At 61.4% G+C, this 21097-nt stretch carries 13 protein-coding genes and 1 other RNA gene; 12 read left to right on the top strand and 2 right to left on the bottom strand.

The features are described 5' to 3' along the window. The first annotated feature begins 8 nt into the window (after positions 1-8). The 10 genes from B0684_RS01815 (at position 9) to B0684_RS01770 (ending at position 15250) form a co-directional block, all read left to right on the top strand. Entirely contained in the window at positions 9-1109 is a 1101-nt protein-coding gene (locus tag B0684_RS01815; protein ID WP_018650177.1) for a hypothetical protein, read from the top strand. A 239-nt stretch (positions 1110-1348) separates the two neighbouring features. Continuing rightward, the gene (locus B0684_RS01810; protein WP_018650176.1) at positions 1349-3328 is read left to right on the top strand and encodes a type I restriction-modification system subunit M; all 1980 of its coding nucleotides are present in this window, start codon (positions 1349-1351) and stop codon (positions 3326-3328) included. After that, positions 3325-4743: a restriction endonuclease subunit S gene (locus B0684_RS01805; protein WP_018650175.1), complete on the top strand. Its 1419-nt coding sequence runs from the start codon at positions 3325-3327 to the stop codon at positions 4741-4743. Before B0684_RS01810 ends, B0684_RS01805 begins: the two co-directional genes overlap by 4 nt. After that, the gene (locus B0684_RS01800) at positions 4740-5663 is read left to right on the top strand and encodes a GIY-YIG nuclease family protein (protein ID WP_018650174.1); all 924 of its coding nucleotides are present in this window, start codon (positions 4740-4742) and stop codon (positions 5661-5663) included. Before B0684_RS01805 ends, B0684_RS01800 begins: the two co-directional genes overlap by 4 nt. 171 nt (positions 5664-5834) lie before the next feature. After that, positions 5835-9029, top strand: coding sequence for a type I restriction endonuclease subunit R (locus B0684_RS01795; protein WP_018650173.1), 3195 nt, complete (start codon positions 5835-5837; stop codon positions 9027-9029). A 249-nt stretch (positions 9030-9278) separates the two neighbouring features. Then, positions 9279-11336 carry an N-6 DNA methylase gene (locus tag B0684_RS01790; RefSeq protein ID WP_233123362.1) on the top strand — a complete coding sequence of 686 codons (2058 nt, stop codon included), beginning with the start codon at positions 9279-9281 and terminating at the stop codon, positions 11334-11336. Positions 11337-11473: 137 nt separating this feature from the next. Next, entirely contained in the window at positions 11474-12745 is a 1272-nt protein-coding gene (locus B0684_RS01785) for a restriction endonuclease subunit S domain-containing protein (RefSeq protein WP_018650171.1), read from the top strand. Beyond that, positions 12745-13539, top strand: a complete 795-nt coding sequence (locus B0684_RS01780) for a hypothetical protein (protein ID WP_026313056.1) — start codon at positions 12745-12747, stop codon at positions 13537-13539. Before B0684_RS01785 ends, B0684_RS01780 begins: the two co-directional genes overlap by 1 nt. A 133-nt stretch (positions 13540-13672) precedes the next feature. Beyond that, on the top strand, positions 13673-14446 hold the full coding sequence (locus B0684_RS01775; RefSeq protein WP_018650169.1) for a hypothetical protein: 774 nt from the start codon (positions 13673-13675) through the stop codon (positions 14444-14446). Between the two features lie 345 nt (positions 14447-14791). After that, entirely contained in the window at positions 14792-15250 is a 459-nt protein-coding gene (locus B0684_RS01770) for a DUF6998 domain-containing protein (RefSeq protein ID WP_018650168.1), read from the top strand. Positions 15251-15622: 372 nt separating this feature from the next. Here B0684_RS01770 and B0684_RS01760 read toward each other — a convergent pair whose 3' ends face one another. Together B0684_RS01760 and ssrA are read right to left on the bottom strand one after the other, a co-directional pair. Continuing rightward, on the bottom strand, positions 15623-16042 hold the full coding sequence (locus B0684_RS01760) for a secondary thiamine-phosphate synthase enzyme YjbQ (protein ID WP_018650167.1): 420 nt from the start codon (positions 16040-16042) through the stop codon (positions 15623-15625). A gap of 60 nt (positions 16043-16102) precedes the next feature. Then, positions 16103-16463, bottom strand: a transfer-messenger RNA (tmRNA) gene (gene ssrA, locus B0684_RS01755). A gap of 133 nt (positions 16464-16596) precedes the next feature. On the opposite strand from ssrA, the gene purL reads away from it, so the two are divergent. Beyond that, positions 16597-20472, top strand: coding sequence for a phosphoribosylformylglycinamidine synthase (gene purL, locus B0684_RS01750; protein ID WP_018650166.1), 3876 nt, complete (start codon positions 16597-16599; stop codon positions 20470-20472). A 60-nt stretch (positions 20473-20532) separates the two neighbouring features. Next, a complete protein-coding gene (locus B0684_RS01745) occupies positions 20533-21069 on the top strand; it encodes a PilZ domain-containing protein (RefSeq protein WP_018145763.1) in 537 nt (178 codons plus the stop codon). The last annotated feature ends 28 nt before the right edge of the window (positions 21070-21097 follow it).

Here is a 21097-nt window from a genome sequence, read left to right as displayed (position 1 = left end):
ACCTGTTGATGGAACACTCAGAGGCAAAGTTGGCTTCGATTGCCGCGCCCAAACAGGGAGTAGAAACCGGAAAAACCGGTTTTCATGAGCGCGCGGCGGCTCGCAAGCTGCTGGACATCTCCGAGGCATGGCTGGCTTCGGAGTCGAAAACAAACCCCGTCAGGCTCCTGCGCTGCCTATGCGAAATGACCGCAGAGTCCGAGGACTCGGAAGAACCCTGGTTTACCAATAAGGCCCTGGCTCAATGCGCGGTTCGCGGGGGAGCAAGTGCCTCGACGTGGGGCGTCGGATCCGATGGCGGTATCGACGATCGGGAATCCGCAAGAAAGGCAGTCACGAACGCATGGAGGGAGGTGGAAGACCTTTGGTCAAGGAAGTCGCAAGGAGTGGAAGAGCGATTCAGGGATGCGGGTTGGCCGTCCTGTCCGCGACCCGAAAAACAGAAGAGTCAGGGCGGGAGAAACAAGCCAACTAAGTACTTCATCAAGCTGGATCCGATTTCCGAGTCTGAGGGGCCTTCGGACTCCCTGCCTGACACCGTCTCACCGTACGGGGTGCGTTACTACACTGAAGATCTTCAACTCGGACGGGGGGCTAGAGCCGCCTTGGTGCGTGGCTGGCCGATCACGGGTTGGCGAGCGGTTCTGACGGGATTCCTCATCTTTCTCGTTGTCTCACTGGGTGCTGTTGGAGCCTGGGTGTCGCTGGTGTCGATCGCTCAGGCGTCCACTACCGGCCACGTCGTTGCCGTGGCAATGGTGGTGGCGCTGGCGGCAGGACTGGCTTGGTGGGTCGTAGGGCCGCTGGAAAAGCTCTCTCGAAACCGGATCGCCCTGGCTCCCTTCTGGATGCAACGCGCCACCAGCGGCTGGGATGACCGTGTGCTGGAACTGCGCCCGGACTTTGCCCATGGAGTGAACCGTCTCTATCTCGCCCATTATTCGGCCGATTGCCCCATCTGCTCCGCACCGGTACATGTCGCCGCCGGTGGTCGCGAGTTCTATGGGCGATTGGTCGGGCGTTGTGCGGCTTCGCCTGCTGAGCATGTTTTCTCGTTCGACCACGTGACGCGGACGGGCCTGCCCCTGCGAAGACATATCCAGCTCTGATTGGGCGCTGGTTCCTCTCATAGCGATAGGCCGAGTTTCGCGATCCGTCACGTACGAATGTGCGGCTCAGGTAAGCCCGCGATGGACGGCGGCTGCCTACGCCATGAGCGTCCACAAGGAGGTATTGCCGTTGGCCACGTCGGACGCTGATCGCGCTGAGCGCTCATTGCTGCAACAATCGCGTGGGGATTGTGGCTGGGGGTAAGCCGCATATCGAGTTCATTGAGGGAGAGCGGTAGTTGAATACGGAGAATCATTCGGAGACGGCGGCGTGGATCTGGTCGGTGGCGGATCTGCTGCGGGGGGACTTCAAGCAGTCGCAGTACGGGCGGGTGATCCTGCCGTTCACGCTGCTGCGGCGGCTGGAGTGCGTGCTGGAGCCGACGAAGGACGGCGTGCTGGCCGCCGCGAAGGAGCACGAGAACAAATCGGAGACCGTTCGCGAGCAACTTCTGCTGCGCAAGGGCGAGCAGCCGTTCTTCAACACCTCGCCGCTATCGCTGGGCAGTCTGTCGGACACGCAGACGGCCGAGGACCTGATGAGCTACATCGAGTCCTTCAGCTCGCATGCCCGCGAGATCTTCGATCACTTCCACTTCGAGGATTTCGTCGAGCAGCTCGCGTCCAACAACCTGCTGTATCAGGTAGTGCAGCGTTTCGCCGCCATCGACCTGCGCCCGGCGCGCATCTCCAACTTCGGCATGGGCCTGATCTTCGAGGAGCTGATCCGCAAGTTCGCGGAGAGCTCCAACGAGACGGCGGGGGAGCACTTCACCCCGCGCGACATCGTGCACCTGACCACCTCGCTCGTGCTCACCGGGCAGGACCACAAGCTCAAGCCGCACGGCATCGTCACCGTGTACGACCCGACCTGCGGCACCGGCGGCTTCCTGTCCGAGAGCGACGAATACGTCCAGCAGATCAGCCAGGACGTGACCGTGTCCTTGCACGGGCAGGAGTTGAACCCCGAGTCCTACGCCATCTGCAAGGCGGACATGCTGGTGAAGGGCCAGAACGTCGAGAACATCAAGCTCGGTAACACGCTCTCCGACGACCAGCTCGACGAGCTACAGGCCGACTTCATGCTCGCCAATCCACCGTTCGGCGTGGAATGGAAGAAGGTCCAGAAGCAGGTCACCGACGAGCACAACCACAAGGGCTTCAACGGCCGCTTCGGCCCCGGCCTGCCGCGCGTGTCCGATGGCTCGCTGCTGTTCCTGCTGCACCTGGTCAGCAAGATGCGCGACCCCCGCAAGGGCGGCTCGCGCATCGGCATCATCCTCAACGGCTCGCCGCTGTTCACCGGCGGGGCCGGTAGCGGAGAGTCCGAGATCCGGCGCTACCTGCTGCAGCACGACATGGTCGAGGCCATCATCGGCCTGCCGACGGACATGTTCTACAACACCGGCATCGCCACCTACATCTGGGTGCTGAACAACAACAAGCCGGCCGAGCGCCGTGGCCGGGTGCAGCTCATCGACGCCACCGACCGCTACGCCAAGATGCGCAAATCGCTGGGCTCCAAGCGCCAGTACATCGACGACGCCAACATCGACGCGATCGTGCGCACCTACGGCAGCCTGGAGGAGAGCGACCAGAGCAAGTTCTTCCCCAACGAGGCCTTCGGCTACCGCCGCATCACCGTCGAGCGCCCGCTGCGCCTGAACTTCCAGGCCAGCCCCGCGCGCATCGAACGCATGCTGGCCGAGAAGCCGATCCAGAAGCTAGACGACACCACCCGACTCGGCGTGCAGGCCGCCTGCGAGCGGCTGGACGCCGACCGCGTCTACACCAACCGCGAGGCCTTCCTGAAAGACCTGAAGGCCACGCTGAAGGACCTCGGCATCAAGCTGGGCGCCCCGGTCCTCAAGGCCATCTGGAACGCACTGAGCGAACGCGACCCCGAAGCGGACATCTGCACCGACAACAAGGGCAACCTGGAGTCCGACAACGAGCTGCGCGACACCGAGAACGTCCGGCTGGGCGAGGACGTGTTCGACTACTTCGAGCGTGAGGTGAAGCCGCACGTCCCGGATGCCTGGATCGACGAAGACAAACGCGACGAGCAGGACGGCGACATCGGCATCGTTGGCTTCGAGATCCCCTTCAACCGCCACTTCTACGTGTTCCAGCCCCCGCGCCCGCTGAAGGAGATCGACGCCGACCTGAAGGCCGTCACCACCCGCATCAAGAAGATGATCGAGGAGCTGTCGGCGTGAGCTTCCCGAAGTACCCCGAATACAAGGACTCCGGTGTCGAGTGGCTGGGCGAGGTCCCGGCGCATTGGAAAGTGAAACGACTGCGATATGTGGCGGAGCTGAACCCATCAAAATCCGAGATCCGATCATTGCCGGAAGAGACCCGGGTGAGTTTTATCCCGATGGAGGCCGTGGGTGACGATGGCTCCCTTGTCCTGGATCAGACCCGTGCGCTTCACGATGTGATTGATGGCTATACGTACGTCCGTGAAGGTGACGTGGCTGTGGCGAAGATCACGCCCTGCTTCGAAAACGGGAAAGCGGCAATGATGCGTGGTCTGACCAATGGAGTGGGACTTGGCACGACGGAACTAACCGTTCTCCGTCCACGAGGCCCGGTTACCACGAGCGCTTATCTTTTCCGGATCGTCACGTCGGAGCCGTTCCGGTGGTTGGGTGAATCACACATGTACGGAGCCGGCGGGCAGAAGCGTGTTCCGGACGATTTCCTGCGCGATTTCTCAATTGCATGGCCATCTAGGGAGGAGCAGGCCGAGATTTCCGCCTTCCTCGACCACGAGACCGGGAAGATCGATGCGCTGATCGAGGAGCAGCGGCGGCTGATCGAGCTGCTGAAGGAGAAGCGGCAGGCGGTGATCTCCCACGCCGTCACCAAGGGCCTTGACCTCAACGTGCCCATGAAGGACTCCGGCGTCGAATGGCTGGGCGAGGTGCCTGCGCATTGGGAGGTTCGGAAGCTGTCTACCGTTACGGAAAAGATTACGAATGGGTATGTTGGGCCAACGCGGGATATTTTCGTTAATGAAGGGGTGCCCTATCTTCAGTCCCTTCATATCAAGAATAATCAGATTGTGTTCTCACCCAGGTATTTTGTTTCCGATGGTTGGAGTCGCCTTCACCAGAAATCGATATTGCAGGCAGGGGATGTCCTGATCGTGCAGACGGGTGATATTGGCCAGGTGGCAGTAGTAACGAAGGAGTTTTCAGGTTCGAACTGCCACGCATTGATCGTCGCGTCACCTGTGTCAGAGTTTGTAGATGGGGTATGGCTATCTTGGGTTTTGAACTCGGATTATGGCTATAACTCATTGCTTTCCATAAAGACAGGAGCTCTCCATCCGCACCTTAATTGCGGGTACGTGAAAGATGTTTATGTGCCTGTGCCGCCACTTGGGGAGCAATATGATTTGGTCGGTCATATAAAACGTGAGTTGGAAAGTTTTTCGGGGTTGATATCTGAAGCAGAAAAGGCGAAGAATTTCCTTCAGGAAAGGAGATCAGCCCTGATCTCCGCAGCCGTTACCGGGAAGATCGATGTTCACGGCTGGTCGGCCGGGGCCGAGTCGGAAGAGCCGGAGCTGGCGATGGTCGCCGAAGAGTCGGCCGGCTATTCGGCGCAAGGCGGTTCGGCATGAGTCAGGGTCGCAGCATCCGCCTGTTCTTGGTCGATGGCACGCCGCACGGACTGCTGACTGCGGAGATCATGAACTGGACCGGTCATGTGCTATCGGGACAGCGGACGAAACTCTCGGAGCTAGTGAAACGCCCAGAGTGCGGCCGCACCGGAGTGTACTTCCTGGTGGGCCCGGACCCGGATAATGGTTTGCGCCCGTTGGTTTATATCGGCGAATCTGACGATGTGGGTATGCGTTTGAAGCAGCACAATCGTCCGGAGGAAAAAGGCGGTAAGGATTTCTGGGAAAAGGCCTGCCTGGTCACCAGCAAGGATCCTAATCTGACCAAGGCGCATGTGAAGTATTTGGAGAGCCTGTTGATACAGAGCGCGGGCGAGGTGGGCCGGTGCAAGCTGGTCAACGGGACAGCACATGAGTACATCAATCTTCCAGAGTCGGATCGTGCCGATATGGCATTTTTCCTTGAACAGATCCGCACGATACTGCCGGTACTGGGTTTCGACTTCCTGAGCGAACAACGCAAGACGCCCTCGAATGAAGGGCCAGGGGAAGGCGGGCCTGAATCCTCGCCGGTCTTCGTGATGGAAATCGCCTCCCACGGGGTCAAGGCGCGAGCACAGGAAGTCGATGGGCAGTTCTTTGTGCTTTCCGGAAGCATTGCGCGGGAGAAGTGGGTTAGCGAGCACACCAGTTACCGAGCCCTCTACGAGCAGCTCAAGGCAGACGGAGTGCTGAAGGTTGATGAGTCGGGCAAGACGCGTTTTTCGGCGGAACAGGCGTTTTCAAGCCCGAGCGCGGCGGCGGCAATCGTTTCCGGGCGCCCGGCCAATGGCCGGACAAGTTGGTGTGTCGAGGGCTCTGGACAGACCTACGCCGCCTGGCAGGACCAACAGGTGTCGGCAGCGGCGGGAGAGGGTTGAGGCGGGTATCTGGAAAGCCGCAAGTCGCATGGGGTCGGGCTCGGAGGGGTTGACGGGCTGCCCGTAGCACTCTGCTGAGCAGAGGTCCGGGGCCATTGCGTATAGGCCGGTGCAAACAGACAAGCCGACACTCCGCGCTAGTAACGGGACCCACGAAACACAAGGAGCATCATGGCCGACAGCAGGGAAGCACAGTTCCAGCAGGACATTATCGACGCGATGACCGCCGATGGCTGGCTGACCGGTCCGGCCAGCGGGTATGACGCCGCCCATGCGCTGTACACCGAAGATCTGGTCGGCTATCTGCAGGAAGCCTGGCCGGAACGATGGGAGAAGTTCGCCGCGAAGAACCCGCAGGACCCACAAAGGGCCTTGGTGCGGGCGGTTACCCGGGAGCTGGAGCGCGGCGGCACGCTGGACGTGCTGCGCCACGGCATCAAGACGCCCGGCGTGAAGCTGGATCTGTGCAGCTTCAAGCCCGACCACGGCATGAACCCCGAGTCCCAGGCGCGCTACGGCGCCAACCGCCTGCGCGTGGTGCCGGAGGTCTCGTACTCGCCGCATGCCCGCAGCGGGGAGTACAACCCACGGCTGGATCTGGTGCTGTTCGTTAACGGCATCCCCACCGCCACGCTGGAGCTGAAGAGCGAGTTCAAGCAGTCGGTGGAGAACGCCAAGCGCCAGTACCGGCGCGACCGCCCGGTAAAAGACCCGGTCACGCGCAAGCCCGAGCCGTTGCTCACCCCCAAGCGTGGGGCGCTGGTGCATTTTGCGGTCAGCCAGCACGAGGTAGCGATGGCGACCCGCCTGGCCGGCAAGGACACCTTCTTCCTGCCCTTCAACCAGGGCACCGAGGACGGCGGGGCCGGCAACCCCGCGCCCCCGGACCCGGACAGCTATGCCACCGGCTACCTGTGGCAGCAGGTGTTCCAGCCCGATGCCTGGTTAAAGGTGCTCGGGCGCTTCCTGCATCTGGAGCAGAAGACGGTCGAGGACTTCCACGGCAAGCGCAGCAAGAAGGAGACCCTGATCTTCCCGCGCTTCCACCAGTGGGACGTGGTGAACCAGTTGATCGCAGCCACGCGGGAGGAAGGAGCCGGCCAGCGCTACCTGATCCAGCACAGCGCGGGCTCCGGCAAGTCCAACTCGATCGCCTGGATCGCACACCAGCTCGCCTCGCTGTACGACGGGAGCGGCCAGAAGCTGTTCAACTCCGTGGTGGTCGTCACCGACCGCACGGTGCTGGACAGCCAGCTCCAGGACACCATCTACCAGTTCGAGCACGCCCACGGGGTGGTACGGCCCATCACCCGCGATGTCGGCAGCCAGAGCAAGTCGGAGCAACTGGCTGAGGCGCTGGCCGAGCAGACGCGCATCATCATCGTGACCATCCAGACCTTCCCGGCGCTGTTCGACGCGCTGGACAAGCGCCCGGAGCTGGCCGCCGGGCGTTACGCGGTGATCGCCGACGAGGCGCATTCCTCACAGACCGGCTCCTCCGCCACCAAGCTCAAGGCCATCCTGGGCACCGACAAGCCGGAGGGTGAAGAGATCAGCGCCGAAGAGCTGATGGATGCGGCCGTCGCCTCGCGTAAGCCGACCGAGCGCATCAGCTACTACGCCTTCACCGCCACGCCCAAGGCGAAGACGCTGGAGCTGTTCGGCCGCCCGCCGAACCCGGACCTTCCGGCTTCGGCCGACAACAAGCCCGAGCCGTTCCACCTGTACTCCATGCGCCAGGCGATCGAGGAGGGCTTCATCCTCGATGTGCTGAAGAACTACACCACCTACTTGACCGCCTGGAAGCTGGCTCACCCCCATGGCGACGACGAAGAAGTGGAGTCGCGCAAGGCCTCGACCAAGATCGCCCGCTGGGTGCGGCTGCACCCGTACAACATCAGCCAGAAGGTCGAGGTAATCGTCGAGCACTTCCGCGCCAACGTGCGCCACCTGCTGGACGGCCAGGCCAAGGCGATGGTGGTGACGGGCAGCCGGCAGGAGGCGGTGCGCTACGCGCTGGCGATGCGCGAATACATCCAGGACAAGGGCTATGGCGACGTGCACGCACTGGTGGCCTTCTCTGGCTCCGTGCTGCCGGACGAGGTGATCCCCGAGGAGGTGACCGAGCACAGCTCGCTTCTGAACCCGGGCCTGAAGGGGCGCGATCTGGCCGATGCGTTCAAGACCGCCGAATACAACGTGATGATCGTCGCCAACAAGTTCCAGACCGGGTTCGACCAACCCAAGCTCTGCGCCATGTACGTGGACAAGAAGCTGCAGGGCGTGGAGTGCGTGCAGACGCTCTCCCGTCTGAACCGCACCTTCCCGGGCAAGGAGGACACGTTCGTCCTCGACTTCTTCAACGACGCCGAGGACATCCTCGAAGCCTTCCGCCCCTACTACAACAAGGCCGAGCTCGCCGACGTCTCCGACCCCAACGTGGTCTACGACCTGCAGCACAGCCTGGACGCCTCAGGCATCTACCACTGGGACGAGGTCGAGAACTTCGCCCGCGCATTCTTCAACCCGAAGGCCAACGCCAGCCAGCTCAGCTACTACTGCCAGCCCGCCAGGGAGCGCTACACCACCCGCCACAAGGCCGTGCTCGAGCAGATCCAGGCCTGGAAGGCCGCCTACGCCGAAGCCGAGCGCAATGGCGACAAGACCGGCCTGCACCGAGCCGAGCAGGAGCTGAAGGACGCCCACACCACTCGCGACGAGCTGGACCTGTTCCGCAAGAATCTCCAGAGCTTCGTGCGCAGCTACGAGTTCCTTTCACAGATCGTCGACTTCGAAGACCGCGAGCTGGAACAGCTCAACGTGTACGCCCACGAACTGTATCCACTCCTGCGCCCCGAGAATCTTGAAGAAGATGCGATCGAGGTCTCCGAGCTGGAGCTGACCCACTACCGCCTGAACAAGCGTGCCGAACACCAACTGAACCTCGGCGAAGAGGGTGAGGACTACGACGGCCTCAAACCCCTCTCCGACGTCGGCTCCGGCAAGCCCCACGACCCGGAAAAGAAACGTCTCTCCGAGATCATCGACCAGCTCAACGACCTCTTCGGCGCCGAAGTCAGCGACGAGGACAAACTCCAGTTCGCCAACGGGATCGCCGACCGCATCCGCCGCGACGACGCTGTAATGGCCCAGGTCGAGAACCACAGCCCCGACCAAGTGATGCACGGCCTCTTCCCCAAACGCGTCACCGACACCGTCCTCGACGCCATGACCGACCACGAAAAACTCTCCATGCAGGTCTTGGACGATCCCGAACGCCAACGCGACTTTGCCCTGCTGATCCTGCGCCTGCTGACCGCCGGGGCAGGCGACCAACGACCCAGCCCCACGAGGCCCGCTCAATGAACAAGCGTCTCAGGGCATTGGCGCTCCCTTCAGCAGCCCGGGGGCTGAAACGCAGCACGCCGCCATCCTGTCGATCGGTTCGCCAAGCGGTCTCCCATCTGCGCGTTGGTAACCGGACGGTATTGACCCTCGCACGCGGGATATCACGGCTATGCCGGTGTAATCCAGAATCTGTATAGCGCCAATATCCCAGATTCTGCCTAATACACTGTTAAATTTACAATCGTATATGAGAATGATTGCAAGAACGTGAATACAGAAAAAGGTGAGTTAACTTTGAAGAATATCGCAAACAATGAATTTAGCGAATTCGTTCTTTTTTCCGAAGACGAGAACCAAGCCCTAGACCAGCGGAGCTTTGAACGAGAAGTTCGAGGAAAACCTGCTGTCTTCGTTACTTGCCTTGCTCGCAATAAAGACGTCCAGCTCAAGCCTGAGGAGCGCACTCGGCAACTATGGCTGGCGCGGCTGATCGACCAATATGGCTATCCCTCGTCCAGAATACAGGTTGAATACCCGATCACCTTCGGGCGCGACAGTTCCAAGCGCGCCGATATCGTGGTCTTCGACGCTGACCGCCCTACAGTTCCTTACATCATAATCGAAGTAAAGGCGGCCAAACTGCGCGATGGCAAGGAACAACTTCGCTCCTATGCGCACGCGACAGGCGCACCGCTGGCGATGTGGAGCAACGGGATTATTGCCGAGGTCTGGCACCGCAAGAACCCCAACTACTTCGTCCCCATTCACCACCTGCCACGGGCTGCGCAGACGATTGAAGATATCGTCGATCAACCGTGGACCATTCAGACCCTCATCGACAAAGAGAACGAGCGGGAGCGTGAAGGGTCAAAAGCACGGTCGCTGCGCGAGTTAATCGTGGACATGGAGAACGAAGTGCTGGCCAACGCTGGCGTCGATGTCTTCGAAGAAGTGTTCAAGCTGATCTTTACGAAACTTTATGACGAGATGGCCACGCACCGGGGTCAGTACCCGTACCTGCGCTTCCGTAACACCAACACCGCCGCACAACTCAAGCGCGCCATGCAAGACCTGTTCGACGAAGCCAAGCGCAAATGGCCCGGCGTCTTCCTCGAAGATGAACGCATCCGCCTGTCGCCCGATCACCTTCAAGTCTGCGTCGGGTCGCTTGAAGAGTGGAAGCTCTTCAACTCCAATCTTGACGTGATAGACGACGCCTTTGAATACCTCGTGAACAAGTCGTCGAAGGGCGAGAAGGGGCAGTACTTCACGCCGCGCTGGGTCATCGACATGTGCGTGAAGATGCTCAATCCGCAGGAGCATGAAACTGTCATCGACACGGCGTGTGGGTCGGCAGGTTTTACCGTGCACACCATGTTCCACGTCTGGCGTCAGATCATCGCGGACATGGGGATGGAAGAAAGCCACCTGTTCACGATGGACCAGAAGCCGCCACGCTGCGAAGACTACGTGCGAGACAAGGTGTTCGCTATCGACTTTGACGAAAAGTCCGTGCGCGTGTCGCGCTGCCTCAACCTCATTGCGGGGGATGGCGAAACTAACGTGCTGCATCTCAACACGCTGGATTGGACCAAGTGGGACGAGACAGTGAAGCAGGACGAATGGTCTGACACTTACGGCGACGGGTGGCGACGGTTGCGCAAGCAGAGGGCAAACCCACGTCAGGCAGACTATCGGTCATTCGGCTATGACGTACTCATGGCCAATCCGCCCTTCGCGGGCGATATCAAACAGTCAGACATGCTGTCGCCTTATGACCTGGCCCACAAGAAAACGGGCAAGCTGGAACGCGCAGTGGGGCGCGACCTGCTGTTCATCGAGCGCAATCTGGACTTCCTCAAACCGGGCGGGCGCATGGCCGTGGTGCTGCCGCAAGGACGGTTCAACAACTCGTCCGACCAGCGCGTGCGCGAGTTCATCATGGAACGCTGCCGCATCCTTGCCGTGGTGGGGCTGCACCCCAACACCTTCAAGCCGCACACGGGCACCAAGACCAGCGTGCTATTCGTGCAGAAGTGGAACAACGATCCCGCCGCGGGGCCGCTATGTCCGAAGGTGGACGACTACAACATCTTCTTCGCCACGCAGCAGGTGGAATGCGTAAACAACTCGGGAGAGAAGGTCTATGTGCGCCGCGATGACGGAACCCTCATGCGCGACACGCACGGCCACTTTATCGTGGCCCATGACCTCTACAATCACGAAGGGCTGACGCAGGACGGCATAGCCGAATCCTTCCAAGAGTTTGCGGCGCAGGAGCAATTCAGTTTTTTTCGCCACGCCCCTTTGACAGTGACCGCCTAAGCGCACTGTTAGAGGGGCTGGAAGCAAGCCTTGTACCGAAGTCCAGCCTTGAGTTTTCGGGCCGGATCGACAGCGAATACTACCAAAAGAAGTTCCTCAAACTTGAAGCTGAGGTTCAAGCAAGGACGTGCGTCCCTATGGGCGACGCAGCAGACTTCTTGATTGGTCCGTTCGGGTCTGCATTCACGGTCAATAACTACACCGATGTAGAAGACTATCGGTATATCCGGGGAAAAGACGTCAAGCCGCTCATGCTAATGGATAATGACAATGTCTTCATGCCCGAAGCGGATTACAGGCGTTTGGAGAGATACGCGCTCAGAGAAGACGACGTGATGATTTCGGTAGTGGGCACGATTGGAAATGCTGCGCTTGTGACTGCCAAAGACCTTCCGGCTATATTCAGTTGCAAGAGTTCAGTGGTAAGGCCTGAGAAGCTAAATCCGGTTTTCCTCACTGTCTATCTCAATTGTCGGCATGGCAGAAACCTCACGCTGCGAAAAGAGCGCGGTGCAATACAAAAGGGCCTCAACCTCGACGATTTGAAGGACGTGCTGGTATTCGAGCCTTCACAGGGCTTTCAGTGTGTAGTTGAACAAACCTTTCGCGGAGCACTCGACCTAACAGAGCAGTCAAAAGGACTACAGGAGCAGGCCGAAGAAACACTGCTAGAAGCACTCGGGCTGGCAGACTGGACGCCGCCGGAACCGCTCAGCTACTCCGCCCGCTCCAGCGATGCCTTAGCCGCCGGGCGTTTGGATGCGCAGTATTTCCGCCCGGTGTTCGCAGAAGTCGAACGGCGACTACTGGCGACTAGCGGAGCTATAGAGTTAGGCGCAATCCTAGACATCAACAGTAGGGGACGACAGCCGAGCTATTCGGACGAGGGATTGCCGGTCGTCAACTCTAAGCATGTCCGCACGAACAAGGTGCTGCTAGATGATGGCAATCGACTTGCAGTTGAGGCAGGCTCGCCAATCGCTATCGAAGAAGGCGATGTTTTGGTGAATGGAACAGGTGTCGGCACCATCGGTCGCGCAGCGGCCTACTTGCATAAACAACGGGCCTTGCCAGATAACCATGTCACAATCCTGCGGACGTCTCGTGTCGATCCGATCTATCTCGCCGTGTTCTTGAACAGCTTGCTAGGCCAGCTGCAAATCGAGCGGCATATCAAAGGTTCATCTGGCCAGATTGAACTGTACCCGAATGATATTGCGAAAGTCGTTTTCTGGGATGCTCCCGAGCATGTGCAGGTAAGCGTTCGCGACGCGGTACTGTCGGCTTTCCACAAGCAACGCCAATCCCACAACCTTCTCGAAGCCGCCAAGCGTGCCGTCGAGATCGCCATTGAAGACAGCGAAGACGCAGCGATGGCCTTCCTTGACGAAGCAGAGGGGGCAGACTGATGGCGCTTCCACCACATGCTAGGGATTGGCTTGAACGGGCAGAGATTGACTATATCGGCCCGTTCGTAAAAGCATGGGCAGCGTTCAACGCATGGTATCGGCACGACAGCGGCGCGGCCACGGAACGCGCGATGCTCAACTTCGCTATCCGCAACAACAATAGTAGATTGCGTCGCCGTGTCCTGCCCTTGCTGCAACACGACAACGAAACCGCAGAAGCGGAGCGGCTCAAACAGGCAATCTGCGACCTACAACTTCAACTGGACGGCATTCAGTGGGAGGTAACGCCCAAGGGCAATGTCGAGCGAGTATCGCTTAGGGAAGTGTGCATCGCACCCAGGTATCTTCAGAACGAGCAGATTGAACGGAACGGCCAACGCTTCACCGCTCGCAAAATCCAAGGCGGCCATATCGAAGTTAAGGTTGTGTCACTCACTACTGGCCACGTGAAGTTCGAATATGTGCAGGAACGGTATGACCCGGCGACCGTGTATGCGCAGCCAGAGTTCACGAGCGGCCTATCAGCACCACAGCAACTGAGACTGCGTGAGTTCTATGACGGTTGCAATCCGCGCCCGATGGTGGACCTTGTGCAGGGCGGCGGCCCGCAGTTGCAGGTATCGACCATGCATTTCCAATGCACGAACGAAGACTTGTTGGCTGGCCTTGTCGAAACGCTCTACGCGATGCGCAATGCCTTGTTGCACGGTGAAGTGGACCCGGACGAGCAAGTGCTTGCCTGCTTCGAACCGGCATATCGAATAGTTATTTCTTTCCTGGAATCAATAAGGTGAATGATCAAAAAAGAGCTTCATGCTGATATCGGCCGGAATAGCGCAACCAACCTGAAATTTAACAAGTGGATGAAGCTGACCGATACTACGCTGCGCTCCGTCCCGGCAGCTTACCCAAGGCGTTGGGCCTCTTATGCCGGACTTTGACCCGTACGATTCGTTGGTTCCTGTGTTTGTCGAAACGGAGATTCCGAAGCGCGTGCATCAGATCGGCACCGCCATCTTCCGCGAGTTCTGGGGTGAGCCTTTTCTTATCACCGTCGCGCACGTTACAGACGAACTGAGCAACGGCGTATTACTCGTTCCGACCGTACAAGGATTAAGTCCAATCGACGGATACATGGCTTACATCGACTTGCCGCCGGAGGTCTCTCGCCGCGAAGACAATGTGGACGTCGCTTACTACAGGCTATCTTCGGAGTTCGCAGCGCAACTTTCATATCATTTCAAACCTCTGCCCCAAGGTCGCGGCGAAATTATTCAGTCGGCCCTCGAACTGACCGTATGCTCGGCGTCCGGGTATCCGGCCAGTAAAGGCAAGAAAAATGATCAAACATACTCGTCGGAAATCTTTTCGTTTCGTGGCGTTGCAGCCCGCCTGGAAACGTATGACCAATTTGGTCTCTCTCCTGAGCAGTCCATCATCATTCATTTCCACAAGAAGCGGGCTGTGCATCCAGAAACGATGGATACATTTCCTACACCAAGCCTCAAGGGTTCTAGTGGCGGTGGAATATTTGCTTGGCCTCCCGGAGCTGAACTATCTGACGATTGGTCACTTCCGCGCCTCGTCGGGGTTATTCACTCATTCAAGGAGAAAGATGGGCTAATCATTGGCACAACCCTCGTCCCCATCTTGGCGGCTATCGGTCTTGGTCGGCTAAAGAAGTTTGGAGGCATCCAGTGATGGTTCCCTCGCGTCCCGCGATACGCGGGGTCGGACCACGGTAACCGATGGAGAACACGACAGAATATGCGGAATTGAGCCCTGAATTCGGGCTTAAAGCGGCAATTTCTGTCTTCAAATGGCCATTCCAGGGAAGAGAGCCATGCAACGCGACGAGTACGCGTTCCACTCCACTGGGCGGGTTGTGTCGGTATAACACTCCCGGAGTCAGGGACTTATGGTGGTCCGACCCTGGTTATTGTTCAGCCCTGCCGGAATACCGGCGGAGGACTGGCAGGTTTCCCTGCTTTTCCCCGCGACGTGACGTCCGGTATCTGATTTCGACAGAGCTGAGAGGCATTGCGCATGGATAAGGAACATCTGCCGAGACTGGTGGGCGAGTTGTATCGTGTTGTCGGGGAGCTAGAAGCGATGTTTCCGGGTAGGCATTTCACGCCGGATGGTCACCTTGTGGGCAGTCTGGGTGAGTGTCTCGCGGCCTATCATTACGGGCTGGATCTCCTCCGGGCATCTTCACCGGGCGTGGACGCCGTTAAGGATGGGCGAGAGATCGAGATCAAGGCGACTCAGGGCAAAAGCGTAGGCCTTCGAAGTGGTCCGGAGCATCTGCTTGTGCTAAAGCTGGACCGGGAAGGCGGCTTCGCGGAAATCTACAACGGACCGGGGAAAGTCGTTTGGCGAGAGTTCGAGGGAAAAGCGAAACTGAGTAACGGCCAGTATCAGATCTCGGTGAAGCGGCTTACCCAATTAATGGAGGCTGTCTCTCCCCATCAGAGAGTGGCAATGAAGATCGCAAACGGATGAGTAGGCCTTCATCGGCCCAGAAGACAGCCTTCAGCCTCCCGCAATCGACGGTAGGCGCATCTGGGTATCCGGAAGGACCATCGGGATGGGCAAGCATCAAAGTCCTCCGACCCGAAGTCGCTTAGAAGAGATTGGTGGAACCTTCGTCCAGGGGTTCTCGGCGCTCTGCAAAGGTGCCCACCAAGGGCGGTGGCTTCTGGGCGGCAAGATGATCTGTGGAGCTGATAAGAACAGGACTTTGGTCAGCTACATGGCCTTGGAGGGCCGGGACATCTTGTGAGCACTGGGTCAAACCTTGCTTTTGCGCTTTCTGAAGCGGATGTACGCCGAGCCGGTGATTGTGTTTCCTCAGGAGCGGGGCCGATACGGGTTCTACTCGCCCTGGACCGTAATCGTGAGCTTGCGCGTGTGGGCGGCGTAGCGGTGCTCCCAGAGGAAGAGGCCCTGCCAGGTGCCGAGGATCAGGCGGCCCTGGCCGACCGGGAGGGTCAGGTCGTTGTGCGTGAGCATGGCGCGGGCGTGGGCGGCCATGTCGTCGTCGCCTTCCATGTCATGGCGGTAGGCCGGGTCGCCGTCCGGGGCCATGCGCGCGATCAGGGTCTCCAGGTCGTGGCGGACGTCGGGATCGGCGTTCTCGGTGACCAGCAGGGAGGCGCTGGTGTGGTGCTGGAAGACGTGGCAGGTGCCGGTGGTGATGCCGGAGGCGCGTACGATGTGCTCGACCGCCTGGGTGATGTTCAGGGTGCCGCGTCCGCGGGTTTGCTCGGTCAGGGTGTCCTGGTAGACGGCCATGCGCACTCCTCGAATGCAAACAAAAAAGCGCCCGTAGGCGCTTGATTGGTCGATCTAAATTGGTGGAGGCGGCGGGAATCGAACCCGCGTCCGCAGGACCTCCGCCTTCGGCTCTACATGCTTATTCTGTCTTTTAATTTAACCAGCGACTACCCGACAGGCAGGGAATGTAGCTGGCGATCCCGGTTGAGTTTTAATGGATCCACGCCGGGCGCGCTTCACCACGATCTTATGAGAGTCGACGCCCGATACTGGACGCATAAGCACGGCTCCAGTCGGACGGCATCTACCGGTTTTTAAGCGGCGAGTGCGTAGTTGTCGTCGTTGGCAACTATTTTTTTGCAGTGGTTTTAACGAGGTCCACTACAGCCTCGGCATGCACCTCAGGTTTCGCGACCCGCGTCGAAGCCATGTCGCCCCCAAGTACTACATGGACAGGGTAACGCATTGGGAGTTCCCCAACCAGCGCAATTGCTGTCACGTACCGGTCCCGCGCGGCAGGCGCCTCCGGTACAATGCGCGGCTTTCGGTACGTCCGGTTTCGAGGAAGCGTAATGCGGGTTGTGGAAGGGGGCGCGGCGGTCTCGCCGTTTCGGCTGCGGGCTCTGGAGGCAGGGCTGCGGGCAAGCGTACCGGGCGCCGGCCCGCTGGCGGCACGGTTCATCTATTTCGTGGCGACTCGCCGTCGGCTGAGTCCGGACGAGGAGGCGGTGCTGGCGCGCCTGCTGCGCGAGGGCGATGCCTGGGAGGCCCCCCAGTTTGCGGTGCAGCGCGAACTGGTGGTGATCCCGCGCTTTGGCACGATCAGCCCGTGGTCGTCCAAGGCCACCGAGATTGCCCACCATGCCGGGCTGGAGGACGCGGTCGAGCGGATCGAGCGCGGCATCCACTGGCAGATCGGGGGCGAAGCAGCGGCGAGGGCCGATTTGGAGGCGCTGGCCGACCTGCTCCATGATCGCATGACCGACGCGGTGATCGAGGATCCGGCGGCCGCGGCCCAACTCTTTCACCACGAGACGCCACGGTCGCTGGGGCGTGTGGAGCTCGGCGAGGATGCCCGCGCGGCGCTGGAGCGCGCGAATGGCGAGCTGGGCCTGGCGCTGTCCCCCGACGAGATCGATTACCTGGCCGATGGGTTCTCCGCGCTGGGGCGCGCGCCGACCGATGCCGAACTGATGATGTTCGCGCAGGCCAACTCGGAACACTGCCGGCACAAGATCTTCAATGCCGCCTGGGTGCTGGACGGCGAGGCCGACGAGCGCACGCTGTTCGGGATGATTCGCCAGACCCATGCGCGCCATCCCGAGGGCGTGCTGTCCGCCTATAGTGATAACGCATCGGTCATCGCCGGGCATGAAGGGACGCGCCTGATGCCGGATGCAATTACCGGCGAGTATCGTCGCGAGGCGCTGGATCTGGCGATCCTGATGAAGGTCGAGACGCATAACCATCCGACCGCGATCTCCCCGTTTCCCGGGGCTGCCACCGGCTCCGGTGGCGAGATCCGCGACGAGGGCGCGACGGGACAGGGGTCCAAGCCCAAGGCGGGGCTGACCGGGTTCTCCGTGTCCAACCTGCGCATTCCCGGCTTCGAACAGCCCTGGGAGCGGGATTTTGGCCGCCCTGGCCGCATCGAAAGCGCGCGCCAGATCATGCTGGATGGCCCGATCGGCGCGGCTGCCTTTAATAACGAGTTCGGACGGCCGGCGCTGGCTGGCTACTTCCGTACCCTGGAGATGGCACTGCCGGATGCCGCCGGTGGCGAGACCCTGTACGGCTATCACAAGCCGATCATGCTGGCCGGCGGGGTCGGGTCGATCCGCGGCGAGCACGTGCACAAGCAGGATGTGCCGGCCGGCACCCCGATCGTCGTGCTGGGTGGCCCGGCGATGCTGATCGGTCTGGGCGGCGGGGCGGCCTCGTCCATGGCGAGCGGGGCGAGTTCGGAGCAGCTGGACTTTGCCTCGGTGCAGCGCGGCAACCCCGAGATGGAGCGGCGCTGCCAGGAAGTGATCGACCGTTGTACGGCCCTGGGGGCCGGCAACCCCATCCTGTCGATCCACGACGTGGGTGCGGGCGGGTTGTCCAACGCCATTCCGGAGATCCTGGACGACGCCGGGCGCGGTGGGGTGATCCAGTTGCGCGACCTGCCGACGGCCGAGCCGGGTCTGTCGCCGATGGAGCTGTGGTGCAACGAGGCGCAGGAACGCTACGTGCTGGCAATTGCCCGCGAACATCTGGAGACCTTCCGTACCCTGGCGGCGCGTGAGCGCGCCCCGTTCGCGGTGGTGGGCGAGGCCACGGACGAGGGGCACCTGAAGGTCGAGGACGACCTGTTCCACGAGCCGCCGGTGGATATGCCCATGGGCATGTTGCTGGGCAAGATGCCGTTGATGACCCGCGAGGACCGCCGCCGGGCGCCGCCGGTGACGGACTTCGATCCCGAGGCCTGTCCGTTGGCGGAGGCACTGGAGCGCGTGCTGCACATGCCTTCGGTCGCGGCCAAGCACTTCCTGATCACGATCGGGGATCGCAGCGTGGGAGGGCTGGTCGCGCGCGACCAGATGGTCGGTCCCTGGCAGGTGCCGGTGGCGGACTGCGCCGTCACGCTGACGGATTTCGATGGGTATACCGGCGAGGCGATGGCCATGGGCGAGCGCACGCCGCTCGCGATCCTGTCGGCGCCGGCCTCCGGGCGCATGGCGATCGGCGAGGTGGTGACCAACCTGGCCGGGGCCGATATCGGCGGCACGGATGCGATTCGCCTTTCGGCCAACTGGATGGCCGCCGCCGGGGTACCGGGCGAGGACGCCAACCTGTTCGACACCGTGCGCGCCATTGCCGAGGACCTGTGTCCGGCGCTGGGGATTTCGATCCCGGTGGGCAAGGACTCGCTGTCCATGCGCACGGTATGGGAGACCGAGGACGGGCAGGCGCGGCACATGCACGCCCCGGTCTCGTTGATCGTCTCGGGCTTTGCCCGGGTCGCGGATGCCCGCCGGACCCTGACGCCGCAGCCGGATCCGGCTGCGGACGATCGGCTGTGGCTGATCGATCTGGGCGAGGGTCACGCGCGCATGGGGGGCTCGGCGCTGGCTCAGGGCTACGGGCATATCGGCGAGACCGCCCCGGACGTGGTGGATGCCGCCCGCCTGCGCGCCTTCTTCGATGCCATCGGCACCCTGCGCCGCAACGGCCTGTTGCGCGCCTACCATGACCGCTCCGACGGCGGACTGGTCACGACCCTGCTGGAGATGGCCTTCGCCGGGCGCTGTGGGCTCGATGTGGAGATCCCTGGCGGCCAGCCGGTAGCGGCCTGGCTGTTCAACGAGGAACTGGGTGCGGTGGTCCAGATGGCTGCGGGTGCCGAGTCCGCGCTGCGCGACGCCTTCGCGGAGGCGGGGCTGGAGGCGCACCTGCACCCGGTGGCGCGCCTGCGCGAGGATGAGCAGATCGCCATCCGCCAGGACGGGCGGCATCTGTACACCGGTGACCGTGCCGGTCTGCAGCGTCAGTGGCAGGAGACCTCGGCGCGGATGCAGCGGCTGCGCGATGATCCGGAGTGTGCCGACGAGGAGCTCGCGCGGGTGGAGGCCGATGGCGGTCTGCAGCCACGGGTGAATTTCGATCCGGCCGAGGATGTGGCCGCCCCGATGATCGTGCGCGGCGAACGTCCGCGCATTGCGATCCTGCGCGAGCAGGGGGTCAACGGGCAGCTGGAGATGGCGGCGGCGTTCGAGCGCGCCGGGTTTGCCCCGGTGGACGTGCACATGACTGACCTGCTGGATGGGCGCCAGGATCTGCGCTCGATGCAGGGGATGGCCGTCTGCGGCGGGTTTTCCTACGGCGACGTGCTGGGTGCCGGCGGCGGCTGGGCGCAGACCATCCTGAATCATCCGGCTCTGCGGGATGCCTTCCAGGGGTTCTTCGAGCGTCCCGAGACCTTCACGCTGGGGGTCTGCAACGGCTGTCAGATGCTTTCGCATCTCGCGCCGCTGATCCCGGGAGCCGATCACTGGCCGCGCTTTGTGCGCAACCGTTCCGAGCAGTTCGAAGCGCGCCTGTCGCAGGTGCGCATCGAGCCGGGCCCGGCCGTGCTGCTCGACGGAATGGCCGGCTCGGTGCTGCCGGTCGTGGTCTCGCATGGCGAGGGACGCACCCGTTACGCTAATGGTGTGCCGGTCCATGATCAGGCCACCCTGCGCTACGTGGAGGCCGATGACACCCCGGCGACGGTTTATCCGGCCAATCCGAATGGCTCTGCCGGCGGGGCCACCGGCTTCGCGAGTGAGGATGGGCGCGCGCTGATCATGATGCCGCATCCGGAACGCGTGTTCCGCAGCGTGCAGCACAGCTGGCACCCGGCGGACTGGGGCGAGGAGGGCCCGTGGTTGCGGCTGTTCCGCAATGCCCGGGTGTTCGTCGGCTGAAGCCCGCCATGGTCTATAACGGAAACATTTGTTCCGGCGACGAGGGAGGCGGGAGCGCACATGGATGACGCCAGTCAGGACGAGTTTCTCGGAGATGACCTGCGTGTGACGACCGCGCTGATGATTGGTCCGTCGGTCCGGTCCGCCACCGATCCTGTGCTGGCGCAGCGCCTGATCGAGAGCCTGGACCTGTTCGACGACGCGCACCCGCGCGGAGCGATGCCGCACGAGGACGAGTCCTCGCCCGAGGTGCAGCGTCTGGAACACAAGCTGGATCTGTTGTTGCATCTGGTCGCGGAGTCACTCCACCCCGAGCGCCCGGATCCGGTGGAGGCGACGCTCAGTGGCCACGGGATTGTGCTGCCAGCGGGCACGCTGCCGGAGGATTGTGACCGCGTGGAGGTCTATCTCAGTCGCCTGTTGCCCCAGCCCTGCGTTCTGGGTGTCGAGACTCCGACAACCCGTGGAGGCCTGCAGATGACTCGCTGGACAGGGATTGAAGGTCCCCTGGAAGAGGCGATCGGTCGCTGGATCTTTCGGTTGCATCGCCGCGAGGTCGCCGGGAAACGCCAGAAAGTTGACGGCAATCACAAATAAGCTCGATACTGCGAACTCGATCACACCA

The organism is Thioalkalivibrio versutus, from assembly GCF_001999325.1.
In the GTDB taxonomy this organism is placed as follows: Bacteria; Pseudomonadota; Gammaproteobacteria; order Ectothiorhodospirales; family Ectothiorhodospiraceae; genus Thioalkalivibrio; species Thioalkalivibrio versutus.
Note: the sequence above shows the minus strand (reverse complement) of the source record. Positions and strands in the feature narration are given on the sequence as shown.